A 14,869-nucleotide genomic window follows, 5' to 3' on the forward strand; every position below is an offset into this window, starting at 1 on the left:
AGTTTGAAAACATCCTGGACCCGTAGTTTCGCCCGCCGCTTTTGGGGTATTTGCGCGGCACTCGTCATCAGTTTGGCCTTGTTGGTTCAAGCTGGGCGTTTCTTATTGCCTATGGCGAACGATTATCGCGACGATATCGCTGACTTGCTGGGCGAGCAACTGGGTGTGCACGTCGCTATCGGCCATATTGAAGGGCAGTGGATTGGCCTGCGCCCCGAAGTGAATATTGAAGATCTGCGTTTCAGCAACAAGCGCGGTGAGCAGGTTCTGGCGGTCGAGTCTCTTTATACTCAATTTGATCTTCTGCTTTCCCTGTTTAACTGGCGTTTGGCCTGGTCGGATTTTCGCATTGATGAACTCAGTGTTTCCCTGCAGCAATACAACGATGGTCAGGTGTATCTGCGTGGTGTTCTGCCCGGCGATATCAGTGAAGACAGTGACACCCTGAGTCCCTGGGAACTCCTGTTACTGCGTGGCCGAGTGGAACTGGCGGCAGTGAATCTGGAATTTTACCCATTGAGCGGCGAACCCAGCACCTGGCAGTTGCCTGAAGTGGTCATGGAAAATACCCAGAGTTTCCATCGACTAAAAGCTCAACTCAACAGTGGTGATCGGCCACTGATGAATTTCATCTTTGAAGGTGAGGGTGACCCGCGTGATCGTGAAACGTTTCTCGCCAGTGCCTACCTTGAATTGAATCACGTAAAAATTTCTGAGCTTGCAGAACAGTTTCGTCGCGAAGCCTGGGAGAATTTTCCCCAGCGTGAACAACTGCAGGATGTTGCTCTGACCGGCAAACTCTGGACGGTGAAGTTGCCAGGCAGCTTTATGGAATTGCGTGGCCATGTGCAGGCCGATGGTGGGCATTTACCTTTGCCGGAAGTTGCCAAAATGGATGTATCCGGTGTACGCAGCAGTAATGGGGATTGGCAGCTGTCCCTTCAGAATATTCACGGAAAGTTTGCGGACTTTGAACTTCCCCAACCCGTGGACATCTCGGTTGAGTTTGGCGCGAATACGCCACTGGCGCTGCGCAGCCCTCGCATTGATATCGGTTACTGGTATGCCTTGGCAGAAACCCATGAGTGGCTGCCAGAAGGTGAGTTAAAGCAGGTGTTGGCCAGCTTGAAGCCCAGTGGTCATATCAATAATCTGTATGTTCGTCTGGGGAAAAATACCGCTGAGGATTTCCTGCTGCAAGCGAATCTGGAACAGATCTCGGCGGGCGCCTGGGAAGGGGCACCTGCAGTCAGTGGTGTCGATGGCTTTGTTGAAACCAGTGCAAAACGTGGCTTTGTCGACATCGACTCCCAGAACGGTTTTTCGATGCACTATACCACCGTCTACGACGAGGCGCAGACATTCGAAACGATGCGCGGTCAGGTGCAATGGGTGTTGAGTCGCGAAAACAACAGCATTTACGTCAACAGTGGCATGCTGAGCATGCAGCAGGGGGACACGCAGGTACGCGGTTATATGAACCTGTTTACGCCTTGGTTTGCGAATACCGTACCCAGCGACTTGACACTGTTGATTGGTTTAAAAAATGACAAGATCAGTAACTATCCCAAGTATCTACCAACGGTTGTACCGGATTCATTAAAACAATTTCTTGCCGATGCCAATGGTGATGGCACGTTGCAAAATGGTGCCTTTATTTATCGTGGTGGTTTGACTGCGTCTCTGACCAGTACGTACACCACGCAGCTGGCACTGGATTTGAAAGATGCGGCTTTGGATTATATGCCAGGCTGGCCACGCGTCAGCGACGTTGATGCACGTTTGGAAGTTGACGGTCGCTTTTTGCAGGCTCGAGCTGAACAGGGTAAAAGCCTGGGCTTGCAGCTCAGTGATATTGCCGTTGACTTAGAAGACAACCCCGAAGCGGATGGTGACAGACTGAGTGTCTCGGCAAACTTTAAAGGCAGTGGCCAGCACGGGTTCGACTTTTTATTAAACAGCCCCATTGCGCGTGAACAGGCTGAGAGCTTTCAGCAATGGGAATTACCGGGCAAGCTTAAGGGCGACGTGGATTTGAAAATTCCGTTGTCGCTTGAGGAGCGCAAAGGGTCTCAATACAATATTTCCGCCCACCTCAGCGAGGCCGAATTGTACATTCCCGATGTCGCGCTGCATTTTGAACACGTCGATGCTGAACTGAAGTACGACATTCAGCGTGGCTTGCACGGAAAAAATTTACGGGCTGAGCTTTGGGGGCAGGAAATCCTGGCTCGTTTACGCAGCAGCGCTGAGTCTTCTGTACTGGAATTCGACACCCAATTGGCCATGGCGCCACTGGCCCAATGGATCAATGAACCGGGTTTGCTGATGGCCGAAGGCCAGACAAAGGTTCAAGGGCAGCTGTATTTACCCAGCACCTATTTAAGACGCTCAGATAACCAGGATGCCAACCGTTTGAATTTGCAAACGGATATGCGAGGAATTGCAATCAACCTTCCCGCGCCCTATGGGAAGGCAGCGGAGCAGTCTCGACCGACGCGTATTCGAATTCCGATTGAGGGTGACAAGCCGGTTGGTGAAGACGTCCAGGAACAGATATTTTTGCAGTATGCGCTGCAAGCACCAGCGACAGCCTCAGAAGATTCAGCACAAGAAACGTCAACGCATCAAACCCCAGCGCTTACAGAGCCTCGCGAAGACAATGTCATGTTGATGGTTCGGCAACATTCAGACGGTGAAAGTTTTGCTCTGGGTCTGAGCGGTGAACTTCCGGAGACCCGAGCGGGCCAGGCGATCATCGCTGGTCATTTATCTGAGCTGGATATTGAGCCCTGGCTGGATATTGTCGATCGTTATCAAACTGCCCGTGATCGGTACGCCGATTTGCGTGCACCTGAACAGGGTCGAAGCCAGTTGCCTGAGCAGGAATCGATGCCATTCACACTGGACATTACGGTTGATAGCTTGCATCTGTCGGGTTTTTCCGTGCCCAATATCGAACTGCAGGCCAGCCAAACTCAACAAGGCATTTTGCTCAACGCCGATAGCGACATGGTTGCGGGCAGTATTGAGTATTATGAAAGCGAGCGCCCACTGGATGTTCGTTTACGCTACTTGAAGTTGCCGGAAATTGATGACTCAGAAGAAACGCCTGAGTCGGAACTGTCCAATGACACGCTTCCTGAAGAGGAAATTGCAGAGAAGTGGAATTTCAGCAACTTCCCCCACACCTTGGTACATATTGAAACGCTCAGTTATGGCCGTCGTGATCTGGGTAACTGGCGATTTCAGATACAGCCAGGTGAGGACGATGGCCTTTTACTTGATCGCATATTTGGCGAGCTGGGCGACATTCGTGTATCTGGGAATATCGAGGACAATGAACGCGCTGATGATATGGCCGCGATAGACCCGGGTGCGAGTTTGCATTGGTTAGCAGGGGATGTGTCTCGCAGTACATTACTGGCGCGAATTCAATTCAAAGATATTAATACCTTGAGTCAGCAGTGGCAGATGCCCAGCATCTTGGAATCGGAGCGTGCCGAGTTCCAGCTGGCCATGAATTGGCCTGGCAGTCCCATGAATTTTGACTCCAGTGTGATCGCAGGCAGCTTGGATTTGGACATTCAGAAAGGGCGCTTTTTTCAATCGGCTGGAGCAGGTGGAAACGCTGTTCTGCGTTTGTTGAGTGTTTTGAACTTTGATACCTGGGTACGTCGTTTGAGGCTGGACTTTGCCGACCTGTACAAAGAAGGTATGGTGTTCGATTCGGTCCATGGCCATATTGACTTTCAGCAACAGGAGTTGCTGATTCAAGAACCGATCATTGTTAAAGGCCCCAGCAGTCGTTTGCAGTTTGCGGGAAAAATTGATTGGGAAGATGAGAGTCTGGATACCCGTTTGGTTGCGACGCTTCCTGTGGGCAATAATGTCGCCCTGGCGACGGGGCTGTTGGTTAGCTGGCCGGCGGCGGCGGGTGTTTATCTGGCCAGCAAATTGTTTTCCAATCAAGTCGACAAAGTTGCCAGTGTCAGCTATTCCATGACGGGCAGCTGGGCGGATCCGCAGGTGAATTTCGAGCGTTTATTTGATTCCAAGGCGGCAAAAGATGCGGGGGAAAAAGTTGCTGAAGAAGCCGAGCGCCAACATGAAGAACCCTCGGTGAGTGAAACAGATACCTCCCGCTCAACTGCCGAGCTCGAGCCTGTGCCTCAAGTGGACAGCAAGCAGGGTATCGAACTCGAAAATAATGCTTCTGGAGACACAGAAGGTGCTCAGGCAGTCGAACCATCCGAAAACGACCCGGAATAATATGACTCAAAACAACTGGCAGCATTTGACGCTTGGCTTGGTACAAATGGTGTCCGCCAAATCGTTGGATGACAATCTGATATCGGCGGAGAGACAAATTAAAGCCTGCGCGGAAGCGGGGGCTGAGTTGGTGGTTCTGCCGGAAATGTTTGCCATTTTTGGTGGTGGCGATCAGTTGGCTGCTGGGCAGGCGGAAGCCGACGAACACGGCCCTTTGCGAACATTCCTTTCTTCTATGGCCTCCTGCTATGGGGTTTACCTGGTGGCGGGCTCAATTCCATGTACTGGCGCCAATCCGTACACAGGAGCCCCTGCACTTGATGAGATGCAGGCTCGGGTATACGCGGCCTGTTTTGTGTACGATGATCAGGGCTTGGAAGTCGGGCGTTATGACAAGGTGCATTTGTTTGACGCTCAGGTAAACGATGCCCAAGGGCAATATCGAGAATCGGACACGTTTGCCCCTGGTGTTGTGCCGCAGTGTTTCCCCAGCCCCTGGGGTAATATTGGGGTAGCAATTTGCTATGATCTGCGCTTCCCAGAGTACTTTCGGCAATTGGCTGATATGGGTTGTGAGTTGGTGCTTGTCCCTGCGGCATTTACCTTTACGACCGGCGAAGCGCATTGGGAATTATTGCTGAAAGCTCGAGCCGTTGAAAATCAGTGCTATCTGGCAGGTGCAGCCCAGGGAGGCGATCACAGTCAGCGACGATCGACCTGGGGGCACAGTTGTGTCATTGACCCGTGGGGAAAAGCCCTGGCGTCGCTCAAACGTGGCGAAGGGCATCTAATATGCACCGTGGAGCGCCAACGCCTGTTGGATGTGAGACAGGCGCTGCCGGCGCTTAACAATCGCCGATTACGCTGATACTGCTGTATCAACTGGAGTCTGCGATACATTTGTGAACTTCTTGTCCACCTTTTGCAAAGTCGCGCTTGTGGCCTTTTGTTAGGCTAGTACCATCGAAATAGGGAGGCTTAACCATGAAACATTTATCTATTGCCGTATTAATACCGCTGCTGGCGGGTGCATTGATGGCTTGCAACGAGGCCAATGGCGATCAGTCCATTGCGGAACCTACTGTGAGCACCAACAAGGAAACAAGCTTGCAGCAAATGATCGACAACGGAGAAGACCTGACCCAGGTACCGAAATCCGTCTGGAAGCGAATTCTTCCCCGTGAGCAATACAAAATTCTGTGGGAAAGCGATACCGAACGACGTTTTACTAATGAAAAAATGGGTAAGGGTAAAAAGGGCACCTTTGTCAGCGCGGCCTGCCAGTTGCCTGTATTTCGCTCTGAACACAAATACGATTCCGGCACAGGTTGGCCCAGTTTCTGGGAAGCCAATAAAGACAATATTGTTTTGAAAACCGATTACAGTTGGGGAATGCGACGCACTGAAATTCTCAGTAAATGCGGTGAGCATTTAGGTCATGTATTTAATGACGGCCCAGCGCCTACGGGCAAGCGTTACTGTATTAATTCCTTGGCCTTGCGCTTTGTTCCGGATGGAGAGAAAAATAGTTCGCCAGCTTTACCGTCCAATATCCAAGGTAGCAAAGCAGAGTAAACTCCCCTCCCCAAACTCTCGACTTGATCTAGCGCAAATATGTAAGGCCTTTTTTATAGGCCTTTTTTCTTAAGTTTGCGAAAAGCTGTTTTTAGTTAATCTGGATCAAGTCTTTGGACAAGGCAATATTGTTCAATAGCCTCAACAAATAAACGGGCCTTAGTACAACAAGCCCCTGTTGAGGAAGAGAGAGTAATTATGAAAGCTACCCTGAAACCATTGACTTTAGCAGCGGCCATTGCGGCCTGCGTTGTTGGCACTCAAGCACAGGCTTATGAAGCTGGTGACTTTATTGCGCGAGCGGGTGTAACCACTGTTGCCCCAGACGGTGACAGCACACAGGTTTTTGTTAATGGCGGTTCTTTGGGTGCAGATTCTGGTGTTGATGTAGACAACGATACTCAGCTGGGTCTGACCTTCACCTATATGTTGGATAAGTCTTGGGGCGTTGAATTGTTGGCGGCGACGCCGTTCTCCCATGATGCTTCTGGTAAAGGTAGCTTCTTGAATACTCGTGGTGTTGGTTCGGTTGCGGACACTAAACAACTGCCACCGACGTTGAGTGCGATTTACTACTTTAACTCCGAAAGCGCCTTCAAACCCTATGTGGGTCTTGGCTTGAACTACACCTTCTTCTTTGACGAAGAAGGCGGTGCAAACCTGGAAGCCGGTGCCGGCGATTTGGATGTGGATTTGGACGATTCCTGGGGATTGGCTGCACAAGTCGGGTTCGATTTTGACCTGGGCAACAATCTATTGCTGAACGCTTCTGTTCGCTACATTGATATCGACACCGAAGCGACCCTGACGGTTAAAGATGGCAACAATGCTTTGGGTCTGCCACAAGGTGCACGTATTACCACCGACGTGGATATTGATCCGATGGTTTACTCTGTCATGATCGGCTATAAATTCTAAGATATAAAAAGCCCGCCAAATGGCGGGCTTTTTATTGACGCTGGCGATTTATCGCAGGCGTTCAAAGCAGGTAAGTGTGACGCTATCTCAACAAACATCTGCGCGAGCCGCTTTGCGCAATCCGTCCATATCAAGAATTTCAATTTCCTTTTTATCCACCGACAAAACCTCCTGCTTTTGGAAGCGGCTTAATACCCGGCTTACGGTTTCTACGGTAAGGCCCAGATAGTTACCCATATCTGCGCGAGACATGGCCAGGCGAAACAACGTTGCCGACAAATGACGGCGATGATTTCGGGTAGAGATGCTCAGCAACATAGAAGCCACGCGTTCTTCCGCACTGTTTTTACTCAATAGCGTGATCAACTGTTGATCCGCGGTTATCTCCTGACTCATCAGCTGGAAAAAATGGCGCTGAAGGCTTGGAATCTTGATGCTGAGTTCTTCCATGCGGGCAAAGGGAATTTCACAGACCGCGGTGGTTTCCAGTGCGATCGCAGAATTGGTGTGTACATTCTGCGCGATGCCATCCATACCCAGAATTTCACCCGGCAGGTGGAAGCCGGTGACCTGTTCCTCGCCATCGTTAGTGATGCGTATGGATTTGATCGTTCCAGAGCGCACGGCGTATACCGAGGTAAAAGGGTCGTTGGCGTGATAGAGGTAATCGCCTTTGTGGAGCGGGCGACCGCGCTGGATAATGTCATCCAGCTTATCCAGCTCGTCCACATGCACACTGATGGGCAGGCAGATGCTGTTCAAGCGACAGTCACCACAGGAAACCTGAGGGTTGTGGTGGCAGCGTGTCGATTTACTGATGATATTAGAGGTCATTACATTCACTGTTGGCTAGAGTCTCTGTCATTCTCAGCATTTTCTGCCTTAAAACGTCAAAGGCATATTAGCGAGTTCTTAATTTTACTACTTATCCATGGTATTGCTAGGGCTTCTATGGTCAGAACAACTAATAATTAAGCATGGCCCTTAATTTTCTTATTCCTTTTCCTGGGTTCTAAGCAAACCGGCGATAAAGGTGTCGGTGATAAACAGTAGGCGCATAATACCGTCGTCACTGAGCTGCAGCAGGCCGTTATGAATTCTCATGAGTTCCATATTAGCCTCGGCATTGAGTTCCCAGCTGATATTTTCCGCGAGTGACGACAGGGCGATATCGTAGCGATTCTCGATATAGTCAATGTCCAGGCGGTGATAGCATAATAATTGATCAGCGACGACTCGGCAGGCTTTGGCTGTATCGCCAAGCTGGAGCACTTTCTCCACGGCCAGCTTGCCCTGTTGCAAGTGCTGGATATAAGGCTGAATGGCTTCCAGATTGCTTTCGTAGCGACTGCCCAATTGGCAGCCTGCGGCAGGTCCAAGGCCGAGTAAATCGGCGGCATTTACCGAGTTATATGCAACGGCGGTGCGACGCAGGCGGTTCTGGTTCTGGGCGATAGCGAGGGAATCACGCCCCAATACAAAACAATCATTGCCCAGCACACGGTAACCTGCATGACGCAGGGCATTGTAGAGCAAGGCAAACTGGCTGGCGCTGTGGCTGCCGTGTTCTTGAACGTTTTCCTGTAGATTCCAACGATCCAGCTCGCTGGCGGGTGTGAGCAATATTCTGTTGGGTTTCAAGGTCAATACCTGGTCCAACAGAGTACGCACGCTGTGCAAATCCTGTTCAGGGTAACCATAAGGTAAGCGTACTCCAAGGCTGTCGGCGGCGAACTCACGTGCATGTTGCCAACTGGTCTGCAGTGCCTCGTGGTCGGCTTTGCCGAGTGTAGGTGGCAAGCTCACTAGAAATTCGTTAAATCCCAGACCTTTGAGGAGCGCCAGGTTTGCCCCTTCTGCTTCCTCCAATGACAACTCTGCACAGTATTCGATGGGCGAGTTGTCCCTGTGGTTCAGGCGAAAATTACTCGCGACCAGATGCATCAGCTCGGTGATGTCAGCGCCCTGGTAGTGTAAAAACGGGTGGCGTAATAACAGCTGAGTAATCGGCCGGCGCCCGAAGGCTTCTTTTCGCAGGGTGATTTCGGTAATCAGGCTGTCGAGAAAATCCCGGCCCAAAGCGGTATCGAAGCGACGGGCCGGCAGGTTAATCCAGATGGCCAGAGGAGAAATGCTCGGGCGCTGGCTGGCGGACTGGGTGTTGGTTCCGCTCTCTACCTGAAAGGCACGCCTATGTGGATAGTTGTAACTGGCGCTGCGCAGTAAATGCGGATGTTGCTGGGCGGCTAAATCAAAGTGTTGATCGGCCAGGGCATTTGGATTGTTCACGGTGTCAGCTATCCCGAGTTTATGATGCAGGCAGTGTAGCCATGGTTTATGCAGCAGGTGTTGATATGGATCAAACGTGGGGAATTCGGCGGTATTTTGGGGTTTATATAAGGGCTTGGTAATTGATGAAGATCAAGTGCCCCCAGACCGAATTGAGTAGCATGAACTGAACGATTAGCGATGAGGTTTTCACGCCAATAGAAACGTTGGGCGATCAGATCAAACAACTATTGAGGCAAATCATAAGTCAGTAACCGTTTCTGAATTATATTAGCGGCATCTTAGTCGAGTATATAAAGAAGGCACTGACATTATGAGTACACAAGAAAACTTATTGGTTGTTATCGATCCAACGCGCGATGAGCATCCTGCGCTGGAGCGTGCCATCATCACCGCCAAAATGCGCGACAGCGCACCGGCCATCCACATTTTTATTGGTGTTGATGGCCACTCGGTTGATACCAGCCATCGCAATCCGGATATGTACAGTGATGTTTCCAACTTCTCTGCGCTGGCCAAGCGCATGGAAAAAGAAGGCTTGGAGTACACTGCAGAGATTTGTTGGGCACACGATTGGCAAAAAGCCTTGTTGTCATCTGGTAAGCATTTCCAGACCGACATGATCGTGATCCCGGATTACGGGGACGGTGAGAAGGGGATTCGTTTCAGTGATTCCAAATGGGCGTTACTGCGCAACGCCAAATGCCCAGTACTGATTGTACGTCCTGGTGCGGAGTACCACCGTAAGACGGTTCTGGCGGCGATCAATGCTCAGGCGAAAGATGAGCGCTACCAGGCGTTGAATGAAAAGATTGTCTCCCGCGGGCGCTGGACGGCGGATCTCTATGGCGCTGACCTGCATGTGGTTAATGCCTACGACGATACGATGAACATTCCAGACCGTGGCAGTCTGCTGCGCAAACTGGATATGGGTTCTGATCATGTTCACATTCGTCAAGGTGCGCCTGAAGACGTGATTTCAGAGGCGGCAAAAGAACTGGGTGCGGACATAGTATTAATCGGCACTTTGGCGCGTAAAGGCTTATTGGCTGCGATGCGGGGGAACACCTCTGAGCGGGTGCTGACACAATTGGAAAAAGATGTGATGGCCTTGAACTAAGCGGCCATTACTTAAAGAGAAATTCGACACGCTCGAACCGGTTTATCACTCGGCTAGAGATCTTAGGGGGCTTCGTGCCCCCATTTTTTTGCCTGTCCTATTTTCCGGTTTTATTTGCCGTTTCTATAGGAAGTTTGTGATTCCGTGACACGGATACTGCTGGCGTTTTGCTTCTTGCTCTCGAACTTCGTAGTATTGCCCGTTATATATTTTCCGATCTCAATAATATCGATAAGGGCTGCTTTATGGCGAACCTCCTACGTATCAATAAATCGAACAATACCCTCCCATTGTTATGCCTGGCTGTGGCCAGCCTGGGCTTTGCATCATCGGCGTATTCAGCGACGAAAATCGAGGTGAGCCCCAAAGCGATTCGGCTGGCTCAGGACGCGCTCATTGTCGATACCCATATTGATGTGCCTTATCGCATCGAAGACAATTATGCAGATGTAAGCCGAGCCACTAAAGACGGGGATTTTGATTACCCCAGAGCCAGCCGAGGTGGCCTGGATGGTGCATTTATGTCCATCTACATTCCGGCTGAATATGAGAAGAAGGGCGGCAGTGTAGCCTTGGCCGATCGCTTGATTGACCGAGTTGAAGCGATCGTTGGACGCGCCCCAGAGAAATTCGCTCTGGCCTACAGCAGCAAAGAGATGCTGGAGAACCAAAAGGCTGGAAAAATTTCCCTGCCAATGGGGATGGAAAACGGGACCCCATTAGAAGGTAACATCGAAAACCTGAAGTATTTTTACGATCGTGGGATTCGTTACATCACTCTTGCTCATTCCAAAAGTAATCACATCAGTGATTCCTCCTACTCAGAAGACAAGCCTCATCAGGGTTTAAGTGACTTTGGTAAGCAATTAATCACGGAAATGAACAATATCGGCATGATGGTCGATATCTCGCATGTGTCTGATCAGGCTTTTTACGATGTGATGGCAGTGAGTCAAGTCCCCGTGATTGCATCCCATTCTTCCCTCAGGCATTTTACACCGGGTTGGGAGCGCAACATGGATGACAAAATGCTCAAGGCGTTAAAGAAAAACGGCGGCGTAATCCAGATTAATTTCGGCTCTGCTTTTATTCATGAAGACGCTAACGGCTATAACAATAAGCGCAAGGCGGCATTGACTGAATACAAGAAGACTCATCCTAAAGCCAGCAAAGAGGATATGAAAAATTTTGAAGAGATGTATAAAAAAGACAATCCGTACCCGTACGCCAGCCTGGATCAGGTTTTGGAACATTTTGACTACGCGGTGAAACTGATCGGTATCGATCATGTGGGTGTTGGCTCAGATTACGATGGTGTTGGAGATTCGCTTCCTGAGAACCTGAAAGACGTGGCCAGCTACCCGGCCCTAGTGCAGGGTTTGCTCAATAGAGGGTATAGCGAAGGCGATGTTCGCAAAATCTTGGGTGGGAACCTAATGCGAGTTTGGCAGGCCGTTGAAGAATATGGGGATAAACACTAACTGTTCACGAGACGTTGGTAGTCAAGTAACTGCCCGTGGCCCGGTGTTGTTTGTCGGGCTGCTGGTTTAGCTCGAGCGTTATTTCAGTGAAGAATAGAGAGTCCACATTGCCAGGGAATGCAAGGTAGGCCACTACTGGAATAAGGCTGGAGAGGTGGTGGAGAATGCCAGCCGTTCTTGGCGGAACTGACGATTACTGCCGCCATGCTTCCCATGTGCTTTATATTGTTCTCACCCAAAAAGTTTGGGTATTGTCTTCATTGGTTTTCTTATCTCTATAAGCTTGCCTGCTATCAGTTTGATAACTCGGATTTTATTTTTGTAAAAGATGAGTTCTTTGATCGTGATGGTTGATCAAATGCGCATATAAATAAAAACGCATTACGATCAAATTTCTGATCCTTATTCTCTTGAGCTGTCGGCAGCATTCTCGAATTCAAGCTTGGGCTTCATTGCTTTGTTGGATTTTATCAGTCGACTCGATTTTACAACGTCTCATCGAAATCCCGTTGTTGTATTGGGGGAGGGTGTTAGCGTTTGCCTGCATTTGCGTACCCATCTTACAAAGAAAGGAGTTCCGTATTATGAAAACAAAAATAATGATCGCTCTGTTTTTGATGTTTCCCGTTTCGGTAGTTTTTGCGGGGGGTATCAGCGTACATAAAGTTTCTGACGACCTTCATGTGTTAAACGCAGGTGGTTTGAGCGCCAATATGGGCTTGATCCAGCTTGAAGACACACTGGTTTTGATTGATCCTATGCCGGGTAAAGGGCGTTTGCCTGAGCTGGACAAGTTGATTCAATCGATCTCCGATAAACCCATTGCGTTCATTCTAAACACCCATTTTCACAATGATCACAATGGTGGAAACAGCTACTTTATGGAAAATGGTGCAATGCTTGTCGATGACGCTGTTGGTGTTGAAGGCTTTGAGAGGGTTCAGCTTGTTTCCCACACAACAGGGGATACTGTTTTCTACCACAAAGCCAGCAATACGATATTCACGGGTGATATTTATGACCGAAGTTGGCATCCAACGTTTTATGCCGGCGGGGTCTCTGGATTAAATGCTGCGGTAGATCGTATTCTGGAACTGGGCGATGAGCGTAGTCTCATTGTGCCGGGACATGGGAGCCCAGCGTATAAGCCTTCATTGCGCGAGTTTAGGGAAAATACTCTGAAATGGGTAGATCTGGTTCGGGAGCTTCGCAAGCAGGGGATGAGTGAGGCGCAGATGCAGAAAAACAAACGGATTCTTGCTATGGTTGAGGCTTTCAATGTCGAGAAGGCTTCTCCGTTTTTGCCTGAAAAGGCGTTTGTGCGATTTATTGAGAGAACCGTCGCGATTGTCGACCGCGAGACAGCCCCATAATCAATCGTGTCGAATAAGGCTTTTATAAGGATTCTGACCCATGACGATATTTAATGTTCACCAGATTACCGATCGTATATCGTCTTCGGGTCAGCCTTCTCGAGATGAATTCCAGCACATTTCAGACGCTGGATATGAGGTTGTTATTAATTTGGCCATGCCTGATCATGAAAAATCCATTTCAGACGAAGGCGCTGTCATTACTGCATTAGGGATGAGCTACATTCATATTCCCGTGCCTTTTGATTCCCCAAAAGAATGCCACTACACCGAATTTTCATCCTATATGGATGCTCTTCGAAACAAAAAGGTCTGGGTTCACTATATCGTCAATGCCAGGGTGTCGGCGTTTCTTTTTCGTTACCTGCAAGACAGCAGAGGGTTTACTCCAGCTCAAGCCACAACACCGATCTTGGAGCAGTGGCTTCCGCAAATGGATGATGTCTGGAAGGCGTTTATCAGCCGGGCGCCGGGTCAATTGTGAGTCAATCTTCAATGGAGTTTTCAGGAGTTGCCTAGATGAGAGAACGATTGTTTAAATGGCTTAGCGATGCTTTGGGTCCTGAAGAAGACATTCAAATCACTTCTGAAGATGACGTTTGGCCTGAGGACGGCCTTGTAAACGCGCCCGACTTCGATGAAGCAACTCACAGTCCAACCTGCCATGTCCTAGTGTCTGTTGGGGATCAAGTTGCCGCCGGAGAGGTTCTGCTTGAACTTGAAATGTCGATGTATATTTATGAGCTTGTCAGTCCTTGTAGTGGTGTTGTTGAAGAGTTGTATGTTACAGGGAATCCCATTGCTCCAGAACAAGCTTTAGTGAAGCTTACCCGCCCAGGTCAAAGAGTGCTTGAGTAAGGTGAAAAAAGCATCCCTTCTGCTTGGTTGTATATGTGTTGCTTTTGATGTTTTCCCGTTCTTGATAAGTGCAACACTGAATCTAACGGAATACATGTCTGGCTGGTTTTCAGGCACTGGTCAAGATACCTTTTATCGCACCGTTTCGTCAGAAGGAGATGACCGTTATTTTTCTTATTTTCTTTTGGTCGGTGTCATCCTTATTGTATATGGATTCTACCCATCTAAAAAAACAACACCCCACAACTGACCCGGTCGCTTTAACACTTGAAATCCGTAAGTTTAGGAGTAGTCTGCCAGTCATGGCTCCTATTCGTCGCCAGAGAGAGTACTGTGCGCTGAGTTTGAGTAAAGCAACGGGGCGTAGTAAGCTCAACTTCCCTAATAAATTGTGAATTAAGTTGTCTTGAAGGATCTGGCAATGAGGTTTGAAGTACTATCCCTTGATCATATACCGGCCTTGTTCCAGTTTGAACAGCTTAATAAAGAGTGGTTCGAATCGTTGATTGAACCACGTGTTGAAGCCTTTTATTCGCCTGATGGCATTGCGACGCATATCAGTGACTATTTGGAGGCTGCGAAGCAGAGGCGTTCCTATTCGGTGCTTTTGCTCGAAGGAAGTGAAGTTCTCGCCAGAGGAAACCTGAAAGCGATATCCGGTCATACGGCACAAGTTGGGTATCGAGTTGCGGAAAATCATGGTTCCAAAGGTCTGGCCGGCATGTGCCTATCGCATTTAATATCTGAAGCTAAAAATACTTATAAGCTGAACGAGCTGCAGGCTCGAGTGCTGGAGAATAACCCTGCATCCTTGAGAGTTCTGCAAAAGCAGGGCTTTGTTCAGTTTGAGTCTTTGCCTGGGTTTGTTGATATTCAGGGCAAAAGTCTTGATTGTGTGGGTTTGCGAAAAACCTTGTTGTAGCGTCGTTTTTAAATGCCGTTTTTATAAGAAATAAGCTATACCGTGAAGGTCGCTTTTATCC

The 14,869-nt window shown here is 49.2% G+C and carries 12 protein-coding genes; 10 read left to right on the plus strand and 2 right to left on the minus strand.

All coding sequences use genetic code 11. From position 1 onward, the window contains the following. The first annotated feature begins 3 nt into the window (after positions 1 to 3). The 4 genes from ABWW03_RS17135 to ABWW03_RS17150 all read left to right on the plus strand — a co-directional run bounded on the left by ABWW03_RS17135 (position 4) and on the right by ABWW03_RS17150 (position 6,765). Complete coding sequence (locus ABWW03_RS17135) at positions 4 to 4,272, plus strand: YhdP family phospholipid transporter (protein WP_353410379.1); 4,269 nt, start codon at positions 4 to 6, stop codon at positions 4,270 to 4,272. 1 nt (position 4,273) lies between these two features. Beyond that, the gene (locus ABWW03_RS17140; RefSeq protein WP_353410381.1) at positions 4,274 to 5,140 is read left to right on the plus strand and encodes a carbon-nitrogen hydrolase family protein; all 867 of its coding nucleotides are present in this window, start codon (positions 4,274 to 4,276) and stop codon (positions 5,138 to 5,140) included. Between the two features lie 116 nt (positions 5,141 to 5,256). Next, positions 5,257 to 5,847 (plus strand): peptide-methionine (R)-S-oxide reductase MsrB, encoded by a 591-nt coding sequence (msrB, locus tag ABWW03_RS17145; RefSeq protein ID WP_353410383.1) that lies wholly within the window; start codon positions 5,257 to 5,259, stop codon positions 5,845 to 5,847. 198 nt (positions 5,848 to 6,045) lie between these two features. Beyond that, positions 6,046 to 6,765 (plus strand): OmpW/AlkL family protein, encoded by a 720-nt coding sequence (locus tag ABWW03_RS17150; protein WP_353410385.1) that lies wholly within the window; start codon positions 6,046 to 6,048, stop codon positions 6,763 to 6,765. A gap of 87 nt (positions 6,766 to 6,852) precedes the next feature. Here the strand turns inward: ABWW03_RS17150 and fnr are convergent, their stop codons facing one another. Further along, on the minus strand, positions 6,853 to 7,599 hold the full coding sequence (gene fnr / locus ABWW03_RS17155) for a fumarate/nitrate reduction transcriptional regulator Fnr (RefSeq protein WP_353410387.1): 747 nt from the start codon (positions 7,597 to 7,599) through the stop codon (positions 6,853 to 6,855). Positions 7,600 to 7,758: 159 nt separating this feature from the next. Continuing rightward, positions 7,759 to 9,054, minus strand: coding sequence for a hypothetical protein (locus ABWW03_RS17160; protein WP_353410389.1), 1,296 nt, complete (start codon positions 9,052 to 9,054; stop codon positions 7,759 to 7,761). A 313-nt stretch (positions 9,055 to 9,367) separates the two neighbouring features. On the opposite strand from ABWW03_RS17160, the gene ABWW03_RS17165 reads away from it, so the two are divergent. From ABWW03_RS17165 to ABWW03_RS17190, 6 genes are all read left to right on the plus strand, one after another. After that, positions 9,368 to 10,174, plus strand: coding sequence for a universal stress protein (locus ABWW03_RS17165; protein ID WP_353410391.1), 807 nt, complete (start codon positions 9,368 to 9,370; stop codon positions 10,172 to 10,174). A 245-nt stretch (positions 10,175 to 10,419) separates the two neighbouring features. After that, positions 10,420 to 11,655, plus strand: a complete 1,236-nt coding sequence (locus ABWW03_RS17170; protein WP_353410393.1) for a dipeptidase — start codon at positions 10,420 to 10,422, stop codon at positions 11,653 to 11,655. A 584-nt stretch (positions 11,656 to 12,239) separates the two neighbouring features. Next, entirely contained in the window at positions 12,240 to 13,028 is a 789-nt protein-coding gene (locus ABWW03_RS17175) for an MBL fold metallo-hydrolase (RefSeq protein WP_353410395.1), read from the plus strand. A gap of 40 nt (positions 13,029 to 13,068) precedes the next feature. Beyond that, positions 13,069 to 13,512, plus strand: a complete 444-nt coding sequence (locus ABWW03_RS17180; RefSeq protein ID WP_353410397.1) for a protein tyrosine phosphatase family protein — start codon at positions 13,069 to 13,071, stop codon at positions 13,510 to 13,512. Positions 13,513 to 13,547: 35 nt separating this feature from the next. Beyond that, positions 13,548 to 13,886 (plus strand): acetyl-CoA carboxylase biotin carboxyl carrier protein subunit, encoded by a 339-nt coding sequence (locus ABWW03_RS17185; RefSeq protein ID WP_353410398.1) that lies wholly within the window; start codon positions 13,548 to 13,550, stop codon positions 13,884 to 13,886. A gap of 421 nt (positions 13,887 to 14,307) precedes the next feature. After that, the gene (locus tag ABWW03_RS17190; protein ID WP_353410399.1) at positions 14,308 to 14,808 is read left to right on the plus strand and encodes a GNAT family N-acetyltransferase; all 501 of its coding nucleotides are present in this window, start codon (positions 14,308 to 14,310) and stop codon (positions 14,806 to 14,808) included. Positions 14,809 to 14,869 lie beyond the last annotated feature (61 nt).

Source organism: Pseudoteredinibacter isoporae (assembly GCF_040372805.1).
Classification (GTDB): Bacteria; Pseudomonadota; Gammaproteobacteria; order Pseudomonadales; family Cellvibrionaceae; genus Pseudoteredinibacter; species Pseudoteredinibacter isoporae_A.

Bases quoted from the DNA above. Each gene is read 5' to 3' on its own strand.
- ABWW03_RS17140 (WP_353410381.1), top strand. From the start codon at position 4,274: ATGACTCAAAACAACTGGCAGCATTTGACGCTTGGCTTGGTACAAATG.
- msrB (WP_353410383.1), top strand. From the start codon at position 5,257: ATGAAACATTTATCTATTGCCGTATTAATACCGCTGCTGGCGGGTGCA.
- ABWW03_RS17150 (WP_353410385.1), top strand. From the start codon at position 6,046: ATGAAAGCTACCCTGAAACCATTGACTTTAGCAGCGGCCATTGCGGCC.
- fnr (WP_353410387.1), bottom strand. From the start codon at position 7,599: ATGACCTCTAATATCATCAGTAAATCGACACGCTGCCACCACAACCCT.
- ABWW03_RS17165 (WP_353410391.1), top strand. From the start codon at position 9,368: ATGAGTACACAAGAAAACTTATTGGTTGTTATCGATCCAACGCGCGAT.
- ABWW03_RS17170 (WP_353410393.1), top strand. From the start codon at position 10,420: ATGGCGAACCTCCTACGTATCAATAAATCGAACAATACCCTCCCATTG.
- ABWW03_RS17175 (WP_353410395.1), top strand. From the start codon at position 12,240: ATGAAAACAAAAATAATGATCGCTCTGTTTTTGATGTTTCCCGTTTCG.
- ABWW03_RS17180 (WP_353410397.1), top strand. From the start codon at position 13,069: ATGACGATATTTAATGTTCACCAGATTACCGATCGTATATCGTCTTCG.
- ABWW03_RS17185 (WP_353410398.1), top strand. From the start codon at position 13,548: ATGAGAGAACGATTGTTTAAATGGCTTAGCGATGCTTTGGGTCCTGAA.
- ABWW03_RS17190 (WP_353410399.1), top strand. From the start codon at position 14,308: ATGAGGTTTGAAGTACTATCCCTTGATCATATACCGGCCTTGTTCCAG.